The sequence below is a fragment of the Piscinibacter sp. PDB1-1 genome, from assembly GCF_056675995.1.
On the sequence record NZ_JBWVZJ010000001.1, the window covers coordinates 2087202 to 2110386 of the forward strand.

A 23185-nucleotide genomic window follows, 5' to 3' on the forward strand; every position below is an offset into this window, starting at 1 on the left:
AGTGCATTTCCTATGGCCCTGACACCCCAAGACGTCGGCCGCATCGCCCACCTTGCCCGCCTCGAATTGCAGGCCCCGGAACAGGCGGCCATGCTGCAACAGCTGAACGGCTTTTTCTCGATCGTCGAACGCATGAGCGCGGTCGACACCAGCGGCGTGGAGCCGCTTTACACCCCGCTGTCCGCCGTGCAAAACGTCGAGTTGCGCCTGCGCGAGGACGCCCCCACCGAGACCGACCAGCGCGAGGCCAACCAGCGCAACGCCCCCGCCGTGGAAGACGGCCTGTTCCTGGTTCCCAAGGTCATCGAATGAAGGATCTGCAGCAGTTGAGCGCGGCCGACATGGGCCGCGCGCTCGATGACAAAGCCGTCTCCAGCGTCGAATTGACGAAACATCTGCTCGCACGCGTTGCGGCTCACGAACATCTCGGCGCATTTCTCTGCGTCGACGAGCAAACGGCGCTGAAGCAGGCTTTCGACGCCGACGCGCGCCGCGCCTCTGGCGAGCGCAGCCCGCTGCTGGGCGTGCCGCTGGCGCACAAGGACATCTTCGTCACCCAGGCCCAGCCCACGACGGCGGGCTCCAAGATGCTCAACGCCTACCGCAGCCCCTTCGACGCCACTGTGGTGAGCAAGCTCAGCGCAGCCGGCCTGGTGACACTGGGCAAACTCAACTGCGATGAGTTCGCCATGGGTTCGGGCAACGAGAACTCGGCCTTCACCCCGGTGAAGAACCCCTGGGACAAAACCCGCGTGCCGGGCGGCTCGTCGGGCGGCTCGGCCGCCGCCGTGGCCGCGCGACTCGTGCCCGCCGCCACCGGCACCGACACCGGCGGCTCGATCCGCCAGCCGGCGAGCTTCACCGGCATCACCGGCATCAAGCCCACCTATGGCCGCGCCTCGCGCTACGGGATGATCGCCTTCGCCTCCAGCCTCGACCAGGCCGGCCCGCTGGCGCGCAGCGCCGAAGACTGCGCGCTGCTGCTCAACGCGATGTGCGGCTTCGACGAGCGCGACGCCACCAGCTCGCCCGAGCCGGTGCCCGACTTCGCCGCCGCACTCGGCAAGCCGCGCGAAGGCGCGAGCGCCGCGCAGCCGCTGAAGGGTTTGCGCATCGGCCTGCCGGGCGAGTTCTTCCCGGCCGCGCTCGCTGCCGATGTGAACGGCGCCGTGCGCGCCGCGCTGGCCCAGCTCGAGAAGCTCGGCGCCACGCTGGTCGACGTGAGCCTGCCGCGCACCGAGCTGTCGATTCCCGTGTACTACATCATCGCGCCGGCCGAGGCCTCGTCCAACCTCAGCCGCTTCGACGGCGTGCGCTTCGGCCACCGTGCCGCCAAGTACACCGACCTGCTCGACATGTACAAGAAGAGCCGCGCCGAAGGCTTCGGCCCCGAGGTGAAGCGCCGCATCATGATCGGCACCTACGTGCTCTCGCACGGCTACTACGACGCCTACTACCTGCAGGCGCAGAAGCTGCGCCGCATGATTGCCGACGACTTCCAGGCCTGCTTCACGCAGTGCGACGTCATCGCCGGCCCGGTGGCGCCCACGGTCGCGTGGAAACTCGGCGACAAGAGCGACGACCCGGTGGCCAACTACCTGGCCGACATCTTCACGCTGCCCGCCAGCCTGGCTGGCCTGCCCGGCATGAGCCTGCCCGCAGGCTTCGGCGAGGCGAACATGCCGGTCGGCCTGCAGCTCATCGGCAACTACTTCCAGGAGGCGCAGCTGCTGCACGCGGCGCACGCCTTCCAGCTCGCAACCGACTGGCACACCCGCGCGCCCGCAGGGTTCTGACATGGCCACCGCATCCAAACTCATTCGTGGCTACGAGGTCGTCATCGGCCTTGAAACGCACGCGCAACTTTCCACCCGCAGCAAGATCTTCAGCGGCTCGTCGACCCAGTTCGGCGCCGCGCCCAACACACAGGCATCGGCGGTCGACTTGGCCCTGCCCGGCACGCTGCCGGTGATGAACCAGGGTGCCGTCGAGCGCGCCATCCGCTTCGGGCTGGCGGTCAACGCCAAGGTCGCGCCGCTGTCGATCTTCGCGCGCAAGAACTACTTCTACCCCGATCTGCCCAAGGGCTACCAGATCAGCCAGTACGAAACGCCGGTGGTTCAGGGCGGCGCGATCGACTTCTTCGTCGGCGACGTGGCGCACACCGTGCACCTGACCCGTGCCCACCTCGAAGAAGACGCCGGCAAGTCGCTGCACGAGGACTACGCCGGCCAGACCGGCATCGACCTCAACCGCGCCGGCACGCCCTTGCTCGAGATCGTCACCGAGCCCGACATGCGCTCGAGCGTCGAGGCGGTCGAGTACGCCAAGGCCCTGCACGCGCTCGTGGTGTGGCTCGACATCTGCGACGGCAACATGCAGGAAGGCAGCTTCCGCTGCGACGCCAACGTCTCGGTGCGCAAGCCCGGCGCCGACTTCGGCACCCGACGCGAAATCAAGAACCTGAACTCGTTCAAGTTCATGCAGCAGGCGATCGACTTCGAGATCCAGTGGCAGATCGACCTGATCGAAGACGGCGGCGAGGTGCAGCAGGCCACGGTGCTCTTCAACCCCGACAGCGGCGAGACACGCGCCATGCGCACCAAGGAAGACGCGGCCGACTACCGTTACTTCCCCGACCCCGACCTGCCGCCGTTGGTGATCGCGCCCGAGTGGGTGGAGCGTGTGAAAGGCGCGATGCCCGAGTTGCCGCGCGCCTTGGCGCAACGCTTCCAGGACGACTACAAGCTGCCGGCTTACGACGCGTCGATGATGACGCAGAGCAAGGCCTTCGCTTCATTCTTCGAAGTGGCAGCCAAAGCCTGCGGCAGCCCGAAGCTGGTCGCGAACTGGCTGATGGGCGAGGTGTCGCGCCGGCTGAATGCCGAAGACAAGACCATCGGCGCGAGCCCGGTCGATGCCCCCACCCTCGCGCAACTGGTGTCGCGCATTGCCGACGGCACCATCTCGAACAACGGCGCCAAGCAGGTATTCGATGCGCTGTGGGCCGGCGAGGCTTCGGTCGACGCCCTCATCGAGGCCAAGGGCCTCAAACAGATGAGCGACACCGGTGAGCTGGAACGCATCCTCGACGAAGTGCTCGCCGCCAACGCCAAGTCGGTGGAAGAGTTCCGCGCGGGCAAGGAGAAGGCCTTCAACGCCTTGATTGGCCAAGCCATGAAGGCCAGCAAGGGCAAGGCGAACCCGGCAACGGTGAACGAGCTGCTGAAGAAGAAGCTCGCGGGCTGATCCGAAAGACGGAAGAAGGGCAGAAGGGCGGCACCTGCCGCTCCGCGCTACTTGCTGGCGCTGCCCGTGTCCGCTTTGCCGGTCGTCGGCTTGGCAGGTGGTGGCGTGGCGGTCGAGGCCTCGGCCTTGCCGAGCGACCCCGGTTGGGCACCACCCCAGAGCTTCTTGAGGCGCGCGAGCTCCACGTCATAGAGCGCGTTGATGCGGTTGAGCTCTTCCTTCTGGCCCAGCACGAGCGAGCGCTGCGCGTTCGCGGCGGCATCGTTCGCGTCGAGCTGCTGGCGCAGCTTGGCGGGCATCTTCCTGCCCTTGTAGAACTCGGTTTCGTCGAGCAGCGGCTTGCGCGCCTTCTGCAGTTCTTCGAGGCGCTCTTCGGAGAACGACACGCCCTTGCGCACGTCGTCGAGCGCGGCTTCGCGCGACTTGTTGTGCGCCGCCTCGTTCGGGAAGCGCGTGAGCAGGTTGCGGTCCCGGCGGATCGCATCCTGCTGTGCCGCACGCTCGACCTCGGCCTGGCGCTTCTTGGCTTCGGCCTCGGCCAGTTCGTCGACCGTCATCGTGGGCGGCACCACCTGCCGCACGGAGCCATCGGCATTGAGCAGGCGCTGTTCGCGCGCCAGGCACTCGGCGATCGGACGGTCGGAGGTGAGGCGCCGGCCGTTGGCGTCGACGCAGCTGTAGATGGCGGCATGGCTGGCGCTCACACCGCACAGCAGGCCCAGCGCCAGCACGAATTTGCTCAGGCCCGAAGGCAGCGACACATCAGACCCCATAGCGTTCTCGGTAAGCGGCCACGCGTGCAAAGTGCTCGTTCAAGGCCGTGTCCTGGTTGGTCTTCAGATACTGCAGCAAGTCATTCAGCGTCGCAATGGAACAAACCGGCAGCTTGAGCTGTTGTTCCACAAACTGCACAGCCGACCACGCTGCATCGACACCGCCTTCGGACGCCTTCTCCTGCCGGTCGAGCGCAATCGCCACGGCACAAGGCGTGGCGCCGGCGGCCCGGATCATGGAGATGGATTCGCGCACGGAAGTTCCCGCCGAGATCACGTCGTCGATGATGAGAACGCGCCCGGCCACCGGGGCGCCGACCAGCGTGCCGCCTTCGCCGTGGTCCTTGGCCTCCTTGCGGTTGTAGGCATACGGCACGTTGCGGCCGCGCCGCGCCAGCTCCATCGCCACCGCGGCGGCCAGGGTGATGCCCTTGTAGGCCGGGCCGAAGATCATGTCGAACTGCAGGCCCGAGGCGAGCAGGCGCGATGCATAGAATTCGGCGAGACGCGCCAGCTTGGCGCCGTCATCGAACAGGCCGGCGTTGAAGAAGTAAGGCGACAGGCGCCCGGCCTTGGTCTTGAACTCCCCGAAACGCAGCACCTCAGATTCCACCGAGAACTTCACGAAGTCCTGGGCAAGGCGGTCGTCGGGGGTGTCGGGGGCCATTGGAGTTTCTCGTGTTTCGACTGGTGTCTTTGAATCTGAACGGCATCCGCTCTGCCGCCACCAAGGGCCTGTTGCCCTGGGCTGAAGCCCTGGGCGCAGATTGTATGGGGGTGCAGGAGATCAAGGCCCAGGCGGCCGACGTCGCCGAGCGCTTCGACAAGGTGCACGACCTGACCGGCTATTTCCACTTCGCCGAGAAGAAGGGCTACTCGGGTGTGGGCATGTACTGCCGCAAGACGCCAAGCGACGTGGTGGTAGGCATCGGCTCGCCGGAGTTCGATGCCGAAGGCCGCTACATCGAGGTGCGCTACGACACGCCGCAGCGCCGCTTGAGCCTCATCAGCTGCTACTTCCCGAGCGGCTCGTCCGGCGAGGAGCGGCAACTTGCCAAGTTCCGCTTTCTCGCGCTGATGACGCCCTACCTGCAAAAACTCAAGGCCGAGCGCGAATTCATCCTGGTGGGCGACATCAACATCGCGCACAAGGAGATCGACCTCAAGAATTGGAAGAGCAACCAGAAGAACAGCGGCTTCCTGCCCGAAGAGCGCGCCTGGATGACACACTGCCTCGACGAGATCGGTTTGGTCGATGTCTATCGGCGCCTGCACCCCGACGCGACCGACACCGCCTATACATGGTGGAGCAACCGCGGCCAGGCCTATGCCAAGAACGTCGGCTGGCGCCTCGACTACCACCTGGCCACGCCAGCGCTGGCCGCGCTGGCGCGCAGCACCTCGATCTACAAGGACGTGAAGTTCAGCGACCACGCGCCGCTGATCGTGGACTACGACTTCACGTTGTAGGGATGCACTGAAGACGTCACGCGCGCAGCACAGCCTCCAGGCAGCGTTCGAGCTCGGCGGTGCGCTCCGCGATGAAGTCTCGCAGCACGCGCACCATGGGCGTGAGCTGGCGGCGCGTGGGCACCACGAGAAAGAGCGGCGTCGCCTCGGTCGTCCACTCGCGGCACAGCGCGCGCAGCCGGCCGTGGGCCAGATCGTCGGCCACGTCGAAGGCGGCCTTGTAGGCGATGCCGCGGCCGAGCAGAGCCCAGCGTCGCACGGCGTCGCCGTCGTTGGCCACGTTGGTGCTGCGCACGCGCACCGTGACTTCGGGTTCGCCCTCGCGCGCGAAGCGCCAGGCATCGTGCACCTCGTCACCCAGCATGAAGGACAGGCAGGCATGCCCGCTCAGCTCGAAAGGCGTGGCAGGCACGCCGTGCCGCGCCAGGTAGTCGGGCGATGCGCAGAGCACGCGCCGGTGCTTGGGCGCGAGCGGCATGGCGACCAGGCTTGAATCGGGCGGCTTGCCGTAGCGCAGCGCGGCGTCGATGGGCTCGCTGTAGACGTTGGCGCGGCGGTCCGAGAGGTGCAGGCGGAGTTCGATCTGCGGGTGCTGTGTCTGGAAGGCATCGAGCCAGGGCAGCAGCACGCTGCGCCCGAAGTCGGACGGCGCGGCCAGCCGCAGCACGCCGCGCAGGGCCTGGTCGCCACCGGCCAGTTGTTCACCCGCTTGCTGCAAGGCCACGAGCGCCGGGCGACATTGCTCGAGGAACTGCTGGCCCTGCGGCGTGAGGCGCAGGCTGCGGGTGGATCGGACGAAGAGCTGAACGCCGAGCTCGGCTTCCAGGCGCTTGAGCGAGGCGCTGGCGGCGGCCGGCGTGAGGTCGAGCGCGCGTGCGGTGGCCGAAAGGCTGCCGTTGTCGGCGGTGCGCACGAAGATGTCGAGGTCCTGGAGGGCTTTCATGCAGGGTAATCATGCGCTTTGTTGCTTGATTTTCAACCATTGTTTGAAAACAGCTTCAAGCCCACACCCCTTTGCAGGCTGGCGGGCAGGCGTGACCATCACATCACTCCTGCCGCCCCTTCCAAACAAGGCCTGCCATGAACAACCCACACCTCTTTCGCCCGCTGCAGCTCGGCCCGCTTGAGCTGCCCAACCGCATCGTGATGTCGCCGATGACGCGCAGCCGCAGCAGCCAGCCGGGCGACGTGCCCAACGACATGATGGCCAGCTATTACGCCCAGCGCGCTGGCGCCGGCCTGATCGTCACCGAGGCCACGCAGATCTCGCGCGAAGGCCAGGGCTACAGCTTCACGCCCGGCATCTACAGCGAGGCGCAGGTGCATGGCTGGCGCCGCGTGACGGATGCCGTGCACGCGGCAGGCGGGCGTATCGCGCTGCAGCTGTGGCACGTGGGCCGCATGTCGCACCCGAGCTTCCACCCCGATGGCCTGCCGATCGCGCCCTCGGCGCTTTCGCCCGATGCCAAGGTGTGGGTGGTCGGCGACGACGGCGTGGGCCGCATGGTCGACTGCCCCGTGCCGCGCGCCATGACGGCCGACGACATCCAGCGCGTGATGGGCGACTTCCGCCGCGCCTCGGCCAACGCGATGCGTGCCGGCTTCGATGCCGTGGAGATCCACGGCGGAAACGGCTACCTGATCGACCAGTTCCTGCGCACCACCTCCAACCACCGCACCGATGGGTATGGCGGCGGCATTCCCCAGCGCACGCGCTTCGCCGAAGAGGTGGCTGCCGCGGTGGCGAGCGAAGCCGGTGTCGAGCGCACCGGCATCCGCCTCGCGCCCTTCATCACCCAGCGCAACATGAACTGCCCGGAGATCATCCCGACCATCCTGCACCTGGCGCGCCGGCTCGACGAACTCGGCCTCGCCTACATCCACCTGGCAGAAGCCGATTGGGACGACGCGCCGCAGATCCCCGACGCCTTCCGCCACGAGCTGCGCCGCGCCTACGAGGGCCGGGTGATCGTCGCGGGCAAGTACGACCCCGCCCGGGCCGAGGCCATCCTCGGCGCGGGGCTGGCCGACCTCGTGGCCTTCGGCCGCCCCTTCATCGCCAACCCCGACCTGCCCGTGCGCTTCGAGAAAGGCCTCCCGCTGTCGGCCTTCGATGGCCAGACGCTGTTCGGCGGCAGCGCCCACGGCTACTCCGACTACCCCGCCTACACCGCTCCAGCGGCCTGACCCCCGCCCCGCTACCAAAGGAACGACCATGAAAGCCATCGGCTACCAGACCCCGCAAGCCATCAGCCAACCCGAGTCGCTGATCGACATCACGCTGCCCGACCCGGTGGCGACCGGCCGCGACCTCCTCGTCGAGGTGAAGGCCGTGTCGGTCAACCCCGTCGACACCAAGGTACGCCAGAACGCCAGGCCGGCCGACGGCCGGGCCTACAAGGTGCTCGGCTGGGATGCGAGCGGCATCGTCCAGGCCGTGGGGCCGGAGGTCACGCTCTTCAAGCCCGGCGATCGCGTCTGGTACGCCGGCTCGATCGCCCGGCCCGGCACCAACAGCGAGCTGCACGTGGTGGACGAGCGCATCGTCGGCCACGCGCCCCGCTCGCTCGACTTCGCCCAGGCCGCCGCGCTGCCGCTGACCACCATCACGGCGTGGGAGCTGCTGTTCGACCGCTTCGGCATTGCGCCGGGCAAGCAGCCGAGCACGAAGTCGCTGCTCATCATCGGCGCCTCCGGCGGCGTCGGCTCCATCCTCACGCAGCTCGCCGCGCGGCTGACCGGCCTCACCATCATCGGCACCGCCTCGCGCCCCGAGACGCAGGCCTGGGTGAAGGAGCTCGGCGCGCACCACGTGATCGATCACAGCCGGCCGATCGCCGGGGAGCTCAAGCGCATCGGCTTCCCCGCGGTCGACTACATCGCAAGCCTCACGCAGACCGACCAGCACTTCGCGCAGATCGCCGACGCGATCGCACCGCAGGGCCACTTCGGCCTGATCGACGACCCGGCCACGCTCGACGTGGGCCAGCTCAAGCGCAAGTCGGTCGCGCTGCACTGGGAGTTCATGTTCACGCGCGCGGTGTTCGGCACCGACGACATGATCGGCCAGCACCGCCTGCTCAACGAGGTGGCCCAACTCGTCGACGCCGGCCTGATCCGCACCACGCTGGCCGAGCACTTCGGCCCCATCAACGCGGCCAACCTGCGGCGCGCCCACGCGCTGATCGAATCGGGCAAGGCGCGCGGCAAGGTGGTTCTCGAGAACTGGGGCTGAGCGCGCTGCCGGCGGCTGCCACCGGGCGGCAAGGTTTTCGCGGACCGCAGCTCTGCACCTTCGGGCAGGGGCATCGCCTTCCCGGCACCGGCTGATGTGCGTACGATGGTTCAGCGATGAAAGAACGGCGGCGCCGGGCCATCACCCCGAGGGCCCTGCCGCCACTCAAGCCTCAAGGAGCATGCAACATGGGTTTCTTCAGCAAGATCCTCGACAAGCTCGGCATCGGCAGCGCCCATGCCGCCCCGGCACCTGCCGCACCGCCGGTCGCCGCAACGCCTGCCCCAGCGGCGGCGTCGACCCCGCTGCCCACCACGCCGGTCGAAGTCGTGAACCCGATCGCCATGGTCGACGTCGAGGCGCAGATGGAAGAACGCGCCAAGGCCAACCCGCAAAAGCTCAACTGGCGAACATCGATCGTCGACCTGCTCAAGCTGCTCGACATCGACAGCAGCCTCGCGGCGCGCAAGGAACTGGCGGTGGAGCTCGGCTGCCCTGACGACAAGATGGGTGACTCGGCCGCCATGAACATCTGGCTGCACAAGAACGTGCTGGCCCACATCGCGGCCAACGGCGGCAAGGTGCCGAAAGAGCTGCTCGACTGAGCAGGTTCGGCCTCATTCACCCTTTACCGGAGCAGGCTCATGCAGATCACCGATCTCCTCGCCCAGACGGGCGGCCTCGAATCCATGGCCCGAGAACTCGGCGTGAGTGAAGCCCAGGCGGCTGGCGGCGCCGAGGCGCTGATGCCGGCCATCCTGGGCGGCCTCAAGAAACAGACCCAGGCGCAACCGCAAGGTCTGGGGGGCCTGGGCGATCTGCTCAGCCAGCTCGGCGGGGGCGGCCTGCTCGACAACGTGCTCTCGCCGCAACCCACCAACGTGCAGCAGGGCAACGACGTGCTGGGGCAGATCTTCGGCTCCAGGGACGTGAGCAGCGCCGTCGCTCAGAACGCGTCGAGCCAGTCGGGGCTCGACCCGGCGCTGCTCAAGAAGATGCTGCCGATCGTCGCCATGCTGGTCACCGGTTACCTGGCCAAGCAGAACAGCGGCGCCGGCTCGGCGCCCGCCACGCCAATGGGCGCTGACGCAGGTGGCGGTGGCCTGGGTGGGCTCGGCGACCTGCTGGGCGGCCTGCTCGGTGGTGGGCGCCCAGCGGCCGCCGGCATGCAGGCCGGAGGTGCAGCCGCAGGCATGGGCGGGCTCGGTGGCCTCGCCTCGATGCTCGACTTCAATGGCGACGGCAACCCGCTCGACGACATCCTCAACATGGCCAGCAAAGGCATGCGCTGAAGGCGATCCTGTTTGTCGATCTCTTCGGCGCTTCGATCGACCGGGCAACCCGGCCATATTCCGCAAGTCCCGCGAGGCTGACCCATCACCCGATGCGAATGGGTGAACTCCGTCACGCGGGCTCACCTGTCCGGCCGATCCACGATCGGTAACGCGTTTTCGAGAATGAATTTCACGGGCCCATCACCGGGCACGGATTCTTTCCGAGGACGCAATGAAGAACATCCCCCTGGCGATCGCTATCGCCACCGCGCTGGCCACCAGCTTCGCCCCCGCCGCCCACGCAGGTGAGGTCTACACCGGCATCGGCACCCACGGCCTGATGCTCGGCTACGCGCAGGCGCTGTCGCCCGCGTTCACCGTGCGCGGTGACTTCGCCTCCGCCGGCAGCCACAACGTGACCGAAACCGAAGACGGCTACGACTACGTCGGCAAGGCGAGCTACCACCGTGTGGGACTCTTCGCCGACTGGTTCCCGTTCAGCAACGGCTTTCGCATTACCGGCGGCGTGACCTTCAACAACATGAAGGCCGACCTCACTGCGCAAGGCAATGGCACCGAGATGACCGTGGGCGACGCCACCTTCATCTCCGACAGCAGCGACCGCATCAACGTGCAGATCAAGTTCCCCAAGACCACGCCGTACCTGGGCATCGGCTGGGGGCACCAGCTCAGCAGTGGCTGGGGCTTCGTGTTCGACCTCGGCGCTTCGATCGGCAAGGCGACGATGACCGAAACGCACTCGGGCACGCACATCGGCGACACCAGCATCGTGTCGCAGGCCGACATCGACGCCGAGCTGGCCGACCTGCGCTCCGACGTGGAGAAGATCAAGGCGATCCCGATGATCGCCATCGGCTTCAACTACCGCTTCTGAGCGCCGGGCACGACACGGCACGGGCCGCTTACGATGGCGCTTTGCCATCTGCGGAGCTGCCATGTTGTCCCTGGAAACCATCGAATTCGAAACCGGCCCGTCGCCCACGCGCACGGTGATCGTGCTGCACGGGCTGGGCGACAGCGGTGAAGGCTTCGTGCCGGTGGCCGAGGCGCTCGACCTGAGCGCACTCGGCGACGTGCGTTTCGTGCTGCCCCACGCCCCCACGCGGCCAGTCACCATCAATGGCGGCTACGTGATGCGGGCCTGGTACGACATCCTCGGCACCGATCTCGCCCGCCGCGAAGACGAAGCGGGCCTGCGCGAATCTCAAGCCGCGATCGATGCCCTGATCGCGCGCGAGAACGAGCGCGGCGTACCCAGCTCGCGCATCGTGCTCGCGGGTTTCTCGCAAGGCTGCGCAATGACGCTGCTCGCCGGACTGCGCTGCCGCGAGCGCCTGGCGGGGCTCGCCGGCTTGTCGGGCTACCTGCCGCTGGCTGCCACCACGGCGGCCGAACGCAGCGAATCGAATGCCGATGTGCCCATCTTTCTGGCCCACGGCACGCAAGACCCGGTCGTGCCGCTCGATCGCGGCGTGGCATCGCGCGATGCGCTGGCGGCACTGGGCTACGCCATCGAGTGGCACGACTACCCGATGCCGCACTCGGTGTGCATGGAAGAAATCGCCGACCTCAACCGCTGGCTGCTGCGCGTGCTGGCCTGAGGCCGGCCCCCCGGGCTTATCAGAAGCTGGAGCCCGGCTGCCTGAGGAAGGCCAGTTCTTCGGCCGTCGATACCCGACCGAGCATCTCGTTGCGGTGCGGGTAGCGGCCGAAGCGGTCGACGATCGCCTTGTGGCGCAACTCGAAGTCGTGGTTGTTGGCCGGCGTGTGCGTCTTGAACAGCGCCTCGGCCTGCGCGTGGATGGCGCGTGATTCGCTGTGCATGTAGGGCATCAGCAAGAAGGTGCGCTCGGTTTCGTTCAGCGCCGTCAGGGCACCCGATGACACCGCCTCCTGCGACAGCACCAGCGCCTGCGGGTCTTGCGCAAAGGCGCGGGCCGTGCCGCGAAAGATATTGCGAGAGAACTGGTCGAGCACGATGACCTCGGCGAGGCGGCCCGCCGATGTGGCGCGCCACCCGTGCAACTCACCGGCCGCGGCGCGCTCCAGCAGACCGAGGAATCGCGCCCTCACCAGACCATCGAATTCGGTGCTCGAGGCCCACCACTGCGCCGGCTCGATCTCCCGAAACCAGAAGCCCAGAACATCGTCGTGTGTCATCGCGCGCCTGTGAACTCAGCCTGCTCTGCGGTCGCAACCGCGTTGGCCCGCCCAGGGTACGACAGCCACCGCACCGCGAGGTTCAGGTCATCGATCACCGAGCGCGCCTCCACCCGGCGGCCGGGTTCGATCTCGATGTCGCTCGTGGTGTGCGCATCGCTCAGCAGCGTGAGGTCGAAGCCGCGATCGAGCGCACCATAGGCGGTGGCGCGTATGCACCAGTTCGTCATGGCGCCGGCGAGCACGATGCGCGAGACACCCTGCGCGTCGAGCAGGTCGAGCAGGCCCGTGTTCTCGAACGCCGAGTTGTACTGCTTGTGAATGTGCGCCTCGCCGGGGTGCGGCACGAGCTCGGGCACCCACTGCCACGGAGCCGAACCCGGCTTGAGGTCGTCGTCCTCGTGCTGGACCCAGACAAGCGCCACACCGGCTTCGCGCGCACGCTGCACTGCGAGCGCCACATTGCCCACCACCCGATCTCGCTCCCAGGCATCGGCGACGACGCCCACCTGTACATCGACGACGAGAAGAGCGGTTTGCCTGCCGGGCCGGTTTGCCATGGTGCTTGCTCGCGGGCTGTTGAAAGAAGTGGAAGGAAGCGATTGCGGCAGCTTGCCACATCTCGCTTGCACCTTACCGTGACCTTTCCATGCCTCCCGCGTTCACTCGACAAGCCCGACACACCGCGAAGCGAGGACAGCGTACGAGCGGCGCAGGGCGCGCGCCATGCAGCGCGCGCCCTGCGCCAACCGATGGCCAAGGGCCTTCAGGCCTCGAAGCGCACGCGGTAGTGGCCGCCGTCGCCGTAGTAGTGCAGCGTTTGGCCGGAGCTGATGCGCTTCACGTTGATGATGTCGTCGTTCCAATCGTTGGCGTTGATCGCCTTGATCATCTCCTGGCGCATCATCGTGACGACCTGCGTCGAGTTGACGATCGCCGGTTGCAAGAGGCCATCGAGGTTGTCCATCCACTGCTGCACCTTGAGTGCAAGGTTGGAGTCCGGGCCGTCGTCTTCTTCCATCAGCGCGACCAGCACCAGGCTGAACTGGTTGATGCCGGGCATGGTGAACGTAGCCGAGCGCGCCGGCTCGCCCTTGTCGACGTTGTTGTCCCAGCTTTCCTTGCGCACCCGCCTGACGACGGACTTGTGCTGGCTCGCGTCGCCAACGTAGACCAGGAAGTAAGGGCTGTCCGACGGGCCGACTTCGCTCGTCTCTTCGTCGCACCAGAACGTGATCTTGGACATGATGTGTGCTCCTTGCAGGGGTGGGTTACTGGAACTCGGCAGCCACGCGCTGCGCGGCCTCGAGCAGGGCCGCCTGTGCGGCGCCGGCCACGTCGGGGATGTCGGCCTGGTCGACGATCGAAAGCGCCTGCGCGGCGCCGGCCATGCGGCGCAGTTGCGGGTTGTTGTCGGGGATCTTCTTCAGCTTGCCGCTGGGCGTGATGCCGAAGCCACTGGCTCCGTGGCTGACGCCCGCGCTGACCAGCACGAGCACGATCGTCTGCGGTTGAACATGGGGGATCTGGGTGGCCATCTGGCTGCTCCTTCGCGTCGGGTGGTTGGGGCGGTGAGGGGCGGGTGACTGACGCCGTCAACTCGCTTGCCTTCACTGTCCGGCGCACGCACCCACCGATCGCCCACGGATGCCACCCCATCGCGCCCCTCGGTCGGGGGGCACGGTGCGATCACCACGCCGCGTGTGGGGCGTATTCAGCGGGGGCCGAAGTCGGGCGTCAGGCGGGGCGAGCCAACGCGCCCGCCTTGCTGGCGCGGTCTGCCAGCCGCAGCGCGTTGCCCAAGTCGGAGGCGCCGGCAGCAGGCGTGCGCTGCGCGAGCGACGCCACGGCCTGGACCACCGCATCGGAGAAGCGCCACTGGTGCGCGATGCGCGCCGACAAGCGTGCCGACAGGACCGCCAGCCGATCGTGGAAGGCCCGGCTGGCGGGCACTGCATGTGCATGGCCCTGATCGAGCAGGCGCAGCGCCACGATCAACCCGGTGTTGGCCACCATGCCGGCCAGATAGGCGTCGAAGTGATCGAGTGAGCCCCTTCGGCGCGTGGCGCAATCCTGCGCGCAGGCCTCGGCCTGCTGCCACAACAGCGCGCCCGCAGCGGCGCTGAAGCGCCCTTGAGAGACGCCAAAGACCGGTGCCAGGGCCGCGCGGCTCACGACCTGCTCGATGCCGCGCCGCCCCAAACGGGACAGGGCGGCATCCAGACTCGTGAGGCTCTGCGTACCGGCATAGAACGGCGAGTTGGCGATGCGCATCACCTCGCCCAGCAGCGCAGGCTCGCGGCCCAGCAGCTCGGTGAGTTCATGCGCAGCCATGTCGTCGCGGCGCAGAAGGCGCATCAGCTTGGGCAGGATCGTGGGCATGCGCGGCACGAGCGGATCCTCATGGCCTGCGCGCACGGCTTCGCCCAGGCGCTTGAGCACGCCCTGCTCGGCCGGGGTGGGGGCCGTGTCGATCAGCTCCGCAGCGCCCAGCAGCAAGGCAGTGAACTGCAGGGCGATGTCGTCGCCCGGCTCCGCTGCGATGGCGGGCAGCGTCGAAGGCGCTTCGGTCGGCACCGAGTCGGCCGATTCCCGCGCAGGCGGGCGCTCCAGCGGGTCAACCGATGTGCGAGGGGTGCGCTGACACCATTGGCGAAGCGTGGTCCACATGCCGGCCGGGGCCTTCCGTGGCAGATCGAAGTGGTCACGGCCGCATGAGGGGCGGCGCGTGGGCGGTGCGCCCCCCAAGGCATTCGGCTCGGGGTCGCATCGGGAGTTTCGACAGGCCGGCGCGGAACTTGAGGGCGGCTCAGGCCGGCCGCGCCTTCCGCGAGGCCCGAAGCGGCCCGTTTTCACGAAACCCCGCAACGAGCGGCGATCGCGCCGTCGTCCTACTTCGAAGCTGTCGCTTCTCTGGCACGCTGCACGGCACGCCTGCGCGAAAGTGGCGCGGGAGCGCGCGCACGCCACGCGGCTCGCGCCACCAGAACCATGTCAGCCGGGAGCCTTCAGCATGATCTTCGACGCCATCCGTGAGAGCCACGACCTGCAACGCGACCTGTGCCGCAAGCTCACCGCGACACGCGGCGACATGGCCAAGCGCGAGTTGCTCTTTCTGCAACTGAAGGTCGAACTCATGGCGCACGCCGCGGCGGAGGAGCGCTACCTGTACGTCGAGCTGCTGATGGAAGACGGCGGCCTCGACGCCTCGCGCCACGCGCTGCATGAGCACCACGAAGTCGACGAGTTGCTCGACGACCTGTCCGTGCGCAACAAGAAGCAGGACGGGTGGATCGCCACCGCCAAGCAACTGAGCTTCAAGGTGCGCCACCATTTGAAGGAAGAAGAATCGAAGTTCTTCCAGGTCGCCGGGCGCCTGCTGTCAGAGACGAAGAAGAAGCAGTTGGCGGGCAAGTACACGCGCGAGATCGTGCGCATGCGCAAGCACTACGCGGCCGAATACAACACCGTGGCCGTCAACCCGGACAGCGGCTTGGTCGCGCCCGCCAAGCCGGCGGCCAACAAGCCGGCGACGCGCGGCAGCGCCAGGGCGGGGGCTCAGTTGCGTGGCAAGGGCGAGCCGCGACGTACGCGCTGAGGGCGGCGAGGCGCGCAAATCTTCTCGGTTGAAGGGTTGGGCCTCATCGCTGTGGTGCGCCTTCGGTGAAGGTCGTAAGCGACGTGTCTATGTGATCCCAGTGGGCGGCATGGCTCGCGTAAATGTGGGCCTTCGGCTTGTACTGCGACGGCTCATCGAGCGTACCGGCTCGGATCGACAACAACGCGGGAAGGATCTCGACCCTTCCGAACAGCTGGGAGCCGCAGGTCGGGCAAAAGCCGCGCAAGATCTTCTTGCCACTGCCGCCGACACTTTCAAAGTGCTTCACGTCACCCGTGACGACGACGCACTCGTCTGGAAAGAATGCGATCGGAGCAAAGGGCCCTCCGGTCGACTTCTGGCAATCACGGCAGTGGCAGTTGAACTGCATGACTGGGGCCTGAGTGCATTGATAGCGCACCGCCCCGCACAAACAGCCGCCTTGAATTGTCATGGTGTTCTCCTGGTAAATAGCGCCGAATGCTTGGCATGAAGCTCCGACGCCCCCTCGATGGAATGGTTAGGCACCGCCTTCTTGAGAGACCAAGGTGGGCCCTTTGTGCGACGAGCCGAGATATGGCGCTTGGCCAGTAGAAAGCGATTCAGTCGCATTTTGAGCGTGGCGATCGAGTACGACAAAAAACCGCTCTCACTGACGACAAGATTCCATCTGTCGTTTGTCCCGAAGTAGCCGAGCTCGATCTCGTTCTCGTTGATTGCGTTGACCTCTTGGATAAAACCGAACTCATCTGGCATTCGCAGCTGGTCCACTGGCTTTCCGTCCTTCAGCAAGTAAATCCAGTGTTGGCAGCCGTCGAAGTAGTCGTAGCTGGTAGCGAGCAGAGTGAATCTCTCGCTCTGCAGTTGAAGACCGATCTCATCTCCGTTGACAACCCACGTCGTGGACCTTCCCTGCTCGACTAGACGGCGTCGGTACTCGCCGAGCGGGTACCACTTCGGCAACTCCTGCAACGCGTACCGGGAAGACTCTTTCACGACTTGGGGCGCCTCACGTCAACTTGGCCGAACAATTCGTTCGCGCCGCTTCGGTACTTTGGCGGCGCGTCAACTCGTGCGTCGCTGCCAGTTCTTTGGTCGCATTGCGAAACGCGTACCCCACGCGCGGGGCGCCTGAAGTTTAGGCCGCCTCGGTCTCGCCGGATGCTTGAGAAGCCCGATTCACAGGCAGCGCCGAACCGGCCGCACGGAGCTGACTCGGCTTGGCTCGGCTTGAGTGCGTCGTTGCATTGGTCAGCCCATCAACTTGCCCACCACCTGATGGGCTGCCCCCCCTTGTTGAAGCGATTGTTGGCGTACTGCGTGCAACGTGCGGCTCCAAGCCATCTGAAGCCGCATGGAGGGGTTCATCGGGGGAACAGGAAGGTCAGGGTCGCGCGCAGGCCCCAGTCCGGGCCGCCGTCGGGGCGCTCGAAGTAGTAGCGCACCCCGCCTTGCAGGCTCACCATCTGCTCGCCCCACTTCATGACCTTGGAGTACTGGACGTTCATGGGCACGGTCCATTGCTCGTGCTTCCAGTCGTAGGTGCTCTCCAGGTTGATCGCCAGCGTGCGGCCCTGGCCGAGGCCCTTTGCGATGAACGGCTGCAAGAAGGTGCTGCTGATATCGCTGCGCGAGTCGGAGCCCGCCACCGACCAGATGTGGTTCGCGAGCGCGCCATACGTCCAGCCGCTTTCGGTCTGTGTCAGCACCACGGCGGTCGGGCCAAGGCCCCACTTCTTGGAGCCCAGCTCATCTTCGGTGGCAGTGGGCAGCAGCAAGGCCGGCCCGAGACCCCAGATCTGGCCCCCGGCCGTGGGCATCTTGGGAGAGAAGAAGAAGCTCTGCACGGTGTCGCCCAGGCCGAACTGGCTCCCATCGCCGACCACGTTCTCCTGGCGCGTGACAGGGAGGATGGTGCGCGAGATGAGGTTCCAGTCGGTGCTGATGCTCATGGGCACCACCGGCTGGATGTTGAGCGTGGTGCGGTAGCCGTTGTTGTCGAACCCGTCGTCGTAGTTGAACTGCAACGGCACGCTGATCAGCGCGGCGACGGGGTTCGACAGCTGCTTGGCCAGGTCGTCAGCGCCGCCCGTTTGCTGGGCAAGCGCCTGACCCGTGGCCAGTGAGAAAAGCGCAATGGCCGCACACGGGATGCGCGCGGTGCGTCGGTGAGGTGCTGCGAGATATTGCATGGTGTTCCTTCTGGGTCAGCGTGTCTTGGCGGCTGCCGGTCTTGCCCACCGGCGGCTCACGGTCGCCTGCCCGGGCCGGCAGGCTCGGATGTCGATCGGGAACTCGCCGGGTGCCGAAAACAGCCAGTTGGCCCGCCTTTCGGCATCGCCCGGTTCAGCGCGCGATGTGTAGATTGTCAGAAAGCCACCGGGTGCGGGCTTCAGGGTCTTGTTTTTCGTGCTCGCCGACCCCGGCCTTCGTCGAGCAGACGATGGAGAACGTGCAGGCGATCGTGCTGGGTGGTTTGGTGAACAACGGGGCGAGCGGCATGGCAGCCAAGCGTTGGCGGCGCTGACGGTGATGTGAATAAATCACAAATCGCTCGGTGCAATTCACAACTTCGCGCGCGATGCCTCCCCTAGATTGTTGATGTGCGGCCCCGGGCGTGTCAGCCCCGAGCGCCGCCGCCGAACACAAGGGGATCGCCATGAGCCAGAACTGCCTGCGTGACATGCCCGGCGCCGCACCGGCTGCCCACTACACCGGCCCCGAGCGGCGCGCCGCGCCCACGCCGCGGCTGACGCACTGGCTCACGCGCATGCTCGACGAGATGGACCACGGCATGCTGCTCGTCACGCCCTCCGGCGAGCTGCGCCATGCCAACCAGCCCGCGTACCGAGAACTGGCGCTGGGCGACCGCCTGGCGGTCACGGGCCGCCAGGTGCGCGCCGTGCACCGCCACGAGGGCGTGCTGCTGGGCCAAGCACTGGCCGATGCGGCCCGCGGGCGGCGGCGCCTGCTGTGGCTGGGGCGGCAGGAGCCGGGCTTGTCGGTGGCGGTGGTGCCCTTGCCCGACGAAGCGGGCGATGAACATGGCCCCGGCGCGCAGGTGCTGCTGGTGCTCGGCCGCCGCCAGCCGGGCGACGCGCTGACGATCGACTTCTACGCCCGGGCCCAGGGCCTGACCGATGCCGAGGCGCGCGTGCTGTGCGCGCTGTGCAGCGGCCTCAAGCCCAAGCAGGTGGCCTGCCAGCACGACGTGGCCGTGTCCACCGTGCGCACGCAGATCAGCAGCATCCGCCAGAAGACACAGACCGCGAGCATCCGCGACCTGATGAGCCGCGTGGCCACGCTGCCGCCGATCACGATGTCGCTGTCGCCGATGTCGGCGCTGCCCTCCATCGAACCGCTCCCGCCGATGCTGGCGGCCTGACGGCCCCGAGGACCTTGCACGCGCCACGGGCTCCGCCCGGGCCGCGTGAATTGCAGGCCGGCGCGCTTTCGGGCGATGATGGGTGCGACCCCGCACTCTCCATCGCACCCGCCAGCCCCATGAGCACCGCCGCCGCCGCTGCGCCCTCGACCGACTCTCACGGGTCCGACAGCCTGCGCCGGCTGCTCGAACGCGGGCAGACGCGCCGCTACCGCAAGGGCACGCTGCTGATTCAAGAGGGTGACGCGGGCGACACCTTGTTCATCGTTCTGTCGGGGCGCTTGAAGTGCTTCTCCACCGACGAGCGCGACCGCGAGGTCGTGTACGGCATCTACGGCCCGGGCGAGTATCTGGGCGAGATGAGCCTCGACGGCGGCCCGCGCTCGGCTTCGGTCATCACGATGGAGACGACCGAATGCGCCGTGGTCACGCGCACCACGCTGCGCGAGCACATCGCCGCCGACCCCGAGTTCGCGTTCGAGCTGCTGGCACGCGTGATCCGCCGTGCGCGGCTGGCCACGCAGAGTGCACGCAGCATGGCGCTGCTCGACGTTTACGGCCGGCTGGCCGCGCTGCTGGCCGAGCTCGCGCAGCCCCAGGCCGACGGCAGCCACCTGATCGCCGAGCGCCTCACGCATGCCGCGCTCGCCAGCCGCGTGGGCTGCTCGCGCGAGATGGTCAGCCGCCTGATGAAAGACCTGGAGCGCGGTGGCTACCTGGTGCGCCAGGGCAAGGCGCTGCTGCTGCCGCGGCCGCTGCCTGCGCACTGGTAGGCAAGCCGGCCAACGCACACGCCGCACAGGCCCGGGGCACGATCGGGAGCCGTCCAGCCCCGAGATGTTGTTGATCGACCTTTGCACGGCAATACACAATGCGCCTAAAACGGGAGCGCGTGTGCCGCAGGCTGACGGAACCACCAATCGCGAGGCTGGGTCGCTTGAATCGCTGCCCAAGCGCCACCTCACCGTGCTCTTCACCGACCTGTCGGACTCGACCGCCCTGGCCAACGTGATGGAGGCCGAGATCAACGCCGAGCTGATCGCCGACACGCGGCGCATCTTCGAGCAGGCGGTGGCCGCACGCGAGGGCACCGTCAACCAGCACCAGGGCGACGGCTTCCAGGCACTCTTCGGCAACCCCCAGGCCACCGAAGAAGACGGCCAGCGCGCCGCCGAGGTGGCACTCGAAGTGCATGCCAAGGTGCGCGAGCTGCGCGAGAAGTACGCCGCCTACGGCGCGCCGCGCCTGAGCGTGCACTCGGGCATCCACGCCGGGCTGGTGCTGGCCCACCCGGGCGACAGCATCGCGGGCCGCTACATGCTCTACGGCCCGGCACCGGGCATCGCCAAGCACCTGAGCGATTGCGCCGAGGCCGACGAGATCCTGGCAAGCGCCGAAACACTCGGGCCGCGCAGCGCGCTGTTCCACACCGAAGCGCTGTCGCTCTCCGTCAAGGGCCGGCCCGGGCCGTTCGCGGTGTTGCGCATCCTCGCGCGCAGCGGCCTGCGCACGCGCTTCGAGGCGCATGTGCAGCGCGGCCTGGTGCCCTTCGTGGGGCGCGAGGCCGAGCTTCACTGGCTGGCTCGCGCACTGGACAGCGTGCGCGGCGGGCAGCCGCGCTTCGTGGCGGTGACGGCACCACCCGGCGTGGGCAAGACGCGCCTGGCCGAAGAGTTCCTGAAGCGCGCCGCATTGAAGGATTGCAACGTCTCGCGCGGCTACTGCGACCGTGATCTGAGCGCCGAACCGCTGCAGCCCTTCTTGCAGATGCTGCGGTCGCAGTTCGGCCTGTCGGCCCAGACCACGCCGGCCGCGGCCGCGCAGGCGGTGGAGGCCGCGCTGGCGCGCATCGACCCGGCCTTGCGCCCGCACCGCGCCGCGCTGCAGCAGGCGCTCGCCCTGCCGCTGCCCGCGCAGGGCGACGGCAGCGAAGCCCCGCCCCAGACGCCCGAGCAGATCATCGGCGCGGTGTGCGCGCTGGTGGCGGCCGCGGCACGCGAGCGTTCGCAGATCATCTTCATCGACGACTGGCAGTGGGCCGACCAAGCCACGCGCGAGGTCGTCTTCGGCATCGGCCGCCTGCATGCCGCACCGGTGCTGGTGCTCGCGGCCACACGGCCGATGGACAGCGCCGACGCCCGGTTAAGCGAGGCCGACCTGCTGGAGCTGGCCGTCTTCTCCAAACCCGAGGCCGATGCCACCATCGCCCGCCTGCTGCCCGGCGCGAACCCCTTCGTGACGGATGCCATCCGCCGCCATGCAGGCGGCAACCCCTTGTTCCTCGAAGAGCTGTGCCACTCGGCCGCCAGCACCGCCGATGCGCAGAGCAGCCTGAGCGCCGCGCCCGGTGGGTCGGTCTGGCTGGAGACGCTGATCGCCTCGCGCGTGACGCGGCTGCCGGTCGAGCAGAACGACTTGCTGAGCACCGCCGCAGTGATCGGCAACGTGGTGCCCACCTGGCTGCTGCAGGCGCTCACTGGGCTCGGGCCGGAGCACCCGACGGTGCGGGCCCTGGCGGCGCAGGATTTCGTGTTCCCGGGCGAGCGGCGCGGCACGCTGCGTTTCAAGCACGGCATCACGCGCGAGGTGGTGTATTCGGCGATCGGACTGCACCGCCGGCGCAGCATGCACCGGCGCATTGCCGAGCTGTTGCACGAGCGCGCCCAGGCTGGGGCCGACACCGAGGCGGTGGAAGCGCTGGCCTACCACCATGCCGGCGCGGCCGACCACGCGCAGGCCTCGCACTACGCCGCGATGGCGGGCGACAAGGCCATGGCCGCGTCGTCGATCGACCGCGCCAAGGCGCAGTACCGCAGCGCCCTCGAGCTGCTCGACCGCGAACCCGACACGCCGCAGCGCTACCGCGTGTGGCGCTCTGTCGTTCGGCGCCTGGGCATGGCCTGCGTGTTCGACCCCTCGCGCAGCGAGCTGGCGCTTTTCAACCGCGCTATCGCACTCGCCCGGCAGCATGGCGACGCACCGGGTGCCGTGTACGCCGAGTACTGGCTCGCCTACATCACCTACGCACTGGGCGAGCCGCGCGCGGCGGTGGCGCATTGCGAGACCGCGATGGCCGCGGCGCGGGAGCTGCGCGACGCCAAGCTGGTCGCGCAGATCGGCGTCACGCTCGGCCAGGCACTGGCCGCCGCCTGCGACTACGGCGGCGCGCTCGCCCTGCTCGACGAGGCCACGTCGGCACGCGCCATCGACGCCACCAGTGGCCGCCCGGGCGCGAGCGTGGCCTACTCGCTCGCCTGCAAGGCCAGCGTGCTGGGCGACCAGGGCCGCTTCGACGAGGCGCTCGCCTGCGCCGAGCTGGGCCTGCGGCACGCGCCGTGGCCGGGCCACGAAGTCGAAGGATCGGTGCTGTGCTGGTACAGCGGCGTGCTGCTGTGGCAGGGCCGCTGGCAAGAAGCCCTCGACACCGCGCAGCGCGCGCAACGGGTTGCCGAGCGCGTCAAGAGCCTCTACCTGTACGGCATGGGCCGCGCGCTCGGCGCGTTTGCGGCCTGGCGAATCGGCGCCCAGAGCGAAGACCTGAGCGCACTGGCCGAAGCCGTGGCCTGGCTGGAGGCACGCGACAAGCGGCTCTTCATCTCGATGGCCTACGGCTGGCTGGCCGAGGCGGCGGTCGAATGCGGGCGCGGTGAAGCCGAGGTGCGGCACCGCGCCGCGCAGGCGCTGCAACGCGCCCGCAAGCGCGACGGCCTGGGCGCGGCGATGGCGCGGCGGGCGCTCGCGCTGACTGCCGCTGCGCAGGGCGACTGGCCGGGCGCGCAACGGCAGCTCCAGGCGGCAGGCCGAGTGGCGCGGCTGCGCCAGTCGCCGCACGAGGCGGCGTGCAACGAGCTATGCAGCGCGCAGGTGGCGCTGGCACGCGGTGATCGCGGCGCAGCGCAGGACGCCGTCGAGCGCGCGAGCGTGAGCTTTGCGGCCTTGCAGATGCCCTGGCACCTGGCGCAGGCCGAGCGCGTGCGCACAAGGGTCGGCGCAGAGATCGGCGGCGAGATCGGCTAAGCG

The 23185-nt window shown here is 68.0% G+C and carries 26 protein-coding genes; 14 read left to right on the top strand and 12 right to left on the bottom strand.

Going from position 1 to position 23185, the window contains the following annotated elements; all coding sequences use genetic code 11:
• Nucleotides 1-12 precede the first annotated feature (12 nt).
• Genes gatC through gatB form a run of 3 tightly spaced genes read left to right on the top strand, consistent with a single transcriptional unit; the run spans nt 13 to nt 3249 of the window.
• Nucleotides 13-312 (top strand): Asp-tRNA(Asn)/Glu-tRNA(Gln) amidotransferase subunit GatC, encoded by a 300-nt coding sequence (gatC, locus tag AC1KAR_RS09640; protein ID WP_480316876.1) that lies wholly within the window; start codon nt 13-15, stop codon nt 310-312.
• The gene (gene gatA, locus AC1KAR_RS09645) at nt 309-1796 is read left to right on the top strand and encodes an Asp-tRNA(Asn)/Glu-tRNA(Gln) amidotransferase subunit GatA (RefSeq protein ID WP_480316878.1); all 1488 of its coding nucleotides are present in this window, start codon (nt 309-311) and stop codon (nt 1794-1796) included. The genes gatC and gatA overlap by 4 nt, the downstream gene beginning before the upstream one ends.
• Before the next feature lies 1 nt (nt 1797).
• On the top strand, nt 1798-3249 hold the full coding sequence (gene gatB, locus AC1KAR_RS09650; RefSeq protein ID WP_480316880.1) for an Asp-tRNA(Asn)/Glu-tRNA(Gln) amidotransferase subunit GatB: 1452 nt from the start codon (nt 1798-1800) through the stop codon (nt 3247-3249).
• 47 nt (nt 3250-3296) lie between these two features.
• Here gatB and AC1KAR_RS09655 read toward each other — a convergent pair whose 3' ends face one another.
• Together AC1KAR_RS09655 and pyrE are read right to left on the bottom strand one after the other, a co-directional pair.
• Nucleotides 3297-4010, bottom strand: a complete 714-nt coding sequence (locus AC1KAR_RS09655; RefSeq protein WP_480316882.1) for a DUF4124 domain-containing protein — start codon at nt 4008-4010, stop codon at nt 3297-3299.
• Between the two features lies 1 nt (nt 4011).
• Entirely contained in the window at nt 4012-4689 is a 678-nt protein-coding gene (gene pyrE / locus AC1KAR_RS09660; RefSeq protein ID WP_480316884.1) for an orotate phosphoribosyltransferase, read from the bottom strand.
• A gap of 11 nt (nt 4690-4700) precedes the next feature.
• Between pyrE and AC1KAR_RS09665 the strand changes: the two genes are divergently transcribed.
• Entirely contained in the window at nt 4701-5492 is a 792-nt protein-coding gene (locus tag AC1KAR_RS09665; protein WP_480316886.1) for an exodeoxyribonuclease III, read from the top strand.
• A gap of 16 nt (nt 5493-5508) precedes the next feature.
• Here the strand turns inward: AC1KAR_RS09665 and AC1KAR_RS09670 are convergent, their stop codons facing one another.
• Entirely contained in the window at nt 5509-6435 is a 927-nt protein-coding gene (locus tag AC1KAR_RS09670; RefSeq protein WP_480316887.1) for a LysR family transcriptional regulator, read from the bottom strand.
• Between the two features lie 137 nt (nt 6436-6572).
• Here AC1KAR_RS09670 and AC1KAR_RS09675 point away from each other — a divergent pair, with 137 nt between their 5' ends.
• The 6 genes from AC1KAR_RS09675 (at nt 6573) to AC1KAR_RS09700 (ending at nt 11623) form a co-directional block, all read left to right on the top strand.
• On the top strand, nt 6573-7679 hold the full coding sequence (locus AC1KAR_RS09675; RefSeq protein WP_480316889.1) for an alkene reductase: 1107 nt from the start codon (nt 6573-6575) through the stop codon (nt 7677-7679).
• A gap of 28 nt (nt 7680-7707) precedes the next feature.
• On the top strand, nt 7708-8727 hold the full coding sequence (locus tag AC1KAR_RS09680; RefSeq protein WP_480316891.1) for a zinc-binding alcohol dehydrogenase family protein: 1020 nt from the start codon (nt 7708-7710) through the stop codon (nt 8725-8727).
• Between the two features lie 188 nt (nt 8728-8915).
• Nucleotides 8916-9332, top strand: coding sequence for a DUF3597 domain-containing protein (locus AC1KAR_RS09685; RefSeq protein ID WP_480316893.1), 417 nt, complete (start codon nt 8916-8918; stop codon nt 9330-9332).
• A 39-nt stretch (nt 9333-9371) separates the two neighbouring features.
• Nucleotides 9372-10019, top strand: coding sequence for a DUF937 domain-containing protein (locus tag AC1KAR_RS09690; RefSeq protein ID WP_480316895.1), 648 nt, complete (start codon nt 9372-9374; stop codon nt 10017-10019).
• 214 nt (nt 10020-10233) lie between these two features.
• Nucleotides 10234-10896 carry a hypothetical protein gene (locus tag AC1KAR_RS09695; RefSeq protein WP_480316897.1) on the top strand — a complete coding sequence of 221 codons (663 nt, stop codon included), beginning with the start codon at nt 10234-10236 and terminating at the stop codon, nt 10894-10896.
• A 64-nt stretch (nt 10897-10960) separates the two neighbouring features.
• Complete coding sequence (locus AC1KAR_RS09700; protein WP_480317823.1) at nt 10961-11623, top strand: alpha/beta hydrolase; 663 nt, start codon at nt 10961-10963, stop codon at nt 11621-11623.
• Between the two features lie 19 nt (nt 11624-11642).
• Here AC1KAR_RS09700 and AC1KAR_RS09705 read toward each other — a convergent pair whose 3' ends face one another.
• From AC1KAR_RS09705 to AC1KAR_RS09725, 5 genes are all read right to left on the bottom strand, one after another.
• A complete protein-coding gene (locus AC1KAR_RS09705; RefSeq protein ID WP_480316899.1) occupies nt 11643-12182 on the bottom strand; it encodes a DUF924 family protein in 540 nt (179 codons plus the stop codon).
• Nucleotides 12179-12742, bottom strand: coding sequence for an isochorismatase family protein (locus AC1KAR_RS09710; RefSeq protein ID WP_480316901.1), 564 nt, complete (start codon nt 12740-12742; stop codon nt 12179-12181). The genes AC1KAR_RS09705 and AC1KAR_RS09710 overlap by 4 nt, the downstream gene beginning before the upstream one ends.
• A 206-nt stretch (nt 12743-12948) precedes the next feature.
• A complete protein-coding gene (locus tag AC1KAR_RS09715) occupies nt 12949-13428 on the bottom strand; it encodes a hypothetical protein (protein WP_480316903.1) in 480 nt (159 codons plus the stop codon).
• Nucleotides 13429-13453: 25 nt separating this feature from the next.
• Entirely contained in the window at nt 13454-13720 is a 267-nt protein-coding gene (locus AC1KAR_RS09720) for a hypothetical protein (RefSeq protein WP_480316905.1), read from the bottom strand.
• Between the two features lie 199 nt (nt 13721-13919).
• A complete protein-coding gene (locus AC1KAR_RS09725) occupies nt 13920-14852 on the bottom strand; it encodes an HDOD domain-containing protein (RefSeq protein ID WP_480316907.1) in 933 nt (310 codons plus the stop codon).
• 343 nt (nt 14853-15195) lie between these two features.
• Between AC1KAR_RS09725 and AC1KAR_RS09730 the strand changes: the two genes are divergently transcribed.
• Nucleotides 15196-15780 carry a hemerythrin domain-containing protein gene (locus tag AC1KAR_RS09730; RefSeq protein ID WP_480316909.1) on the top strand — a complete coding sequence of 195 codons (585 nt, stop codon included), beginning with the start codon at nt 15196-15198 and terminating at the stop codon, nt 15778-15780.
• Between the two features lie 43 nt (nt 15781-15823).
• Here the strand turns inward: AC1KAR_RS09730 and AC1KAR_RS09735 are convergent, their stop codons facing one another.
• From AC1KAR_RS09735 to AC1KAR_RS09750, 4 genes are all read right to left on the bottom strand, one after another.
• Nucleotides 15824-16234 (bottom strand): GFA family protein, encoded by a 411-nt coding sequence (locus AC1KAR_RS09735; protein WP_480316911.1) that lies wholly within the window; start codon nt 16232-16234, stop codon nt 15824-15826.
• Nucleotides 16231-16776, bottom strand: coding sequence for a hypothetical protein (locus AC1KAR_RS09740; RefSeq protein ID WP_480316913.1), 546 nt, complete (start codon nt 16774-16776; stop codon nt 16231-16233). Before AC1KAR_RS09740 ends, AC1KAR_RS09735 begins: the two co-directional genes overlap by 4 nt.
• Before the next feature lie 368 nt (nt 16777-17144).
• On the bottom strand, nt 17145-17972 hold the full coding sequence (locus tag AC1KAR_RS09745) for a transporter (RefSeq protein WP_480316915.1): 828 nt from the start codon (nt 17970-17972) through the stop codon (nt 17145-17147).
• 154 nt (nt 17973-18126) lie between these two features.
• Nucleotides 18127-18441, bottom strand: a complete 315-nt coding sequence (locus AC1KAR_RS09750; RefSeq protein ID WP_480316917.1) for a hypothetical protein — start codon at nt 18439-18441, stop codon at nt 18127-18129.
• Between AC1KAR_RS09750 and AC1KAR_RS09755 the strand changes: the two genes are divergently transcribed.
• From AC1KAR_RS09755 to AC1KAR_RS09765, 3 genes are all read left to right on the top strand, one after another.
• Entirely contained in the window at nt 18440-19165 is a 726-nt protein-coding gene (locus tag AC1KAR_RS09755) for a helix-turn-helix transcriptional regulator (RefSeq protein ID WP_480316919.1), read from the top strand. The two genes, AC1KAR_RS09750 and AC1KAR_RS09755, sit on opposite strands and share 2 nt — an antisense overlap.
• Nucleotides 19166-19284: 119 nt before the next feature.
• Complete coding sequence (locus AC1KAR_RS09760; protein WP_480316921.1) at nt 19285-19938, top strand: Crp/Fnr family transcriptional regulator; 654 nt, start codon at nt 19285-19287, stop codon at nt 19936-19938.
• A gap of 121 nt (nt 19939-20059) precedes the next feature.
• A complete protein-coding gene (locus AC1KAR_RS09765) occupies nt 20060-23182 on the top strand; it encodes an ATP-binding protein (protein WP_480316923.1) in 3123 nt (1040 codons plus the stop codon).
• Nucleotides 23183-23185: the final 3 nt, after the last annotated feature.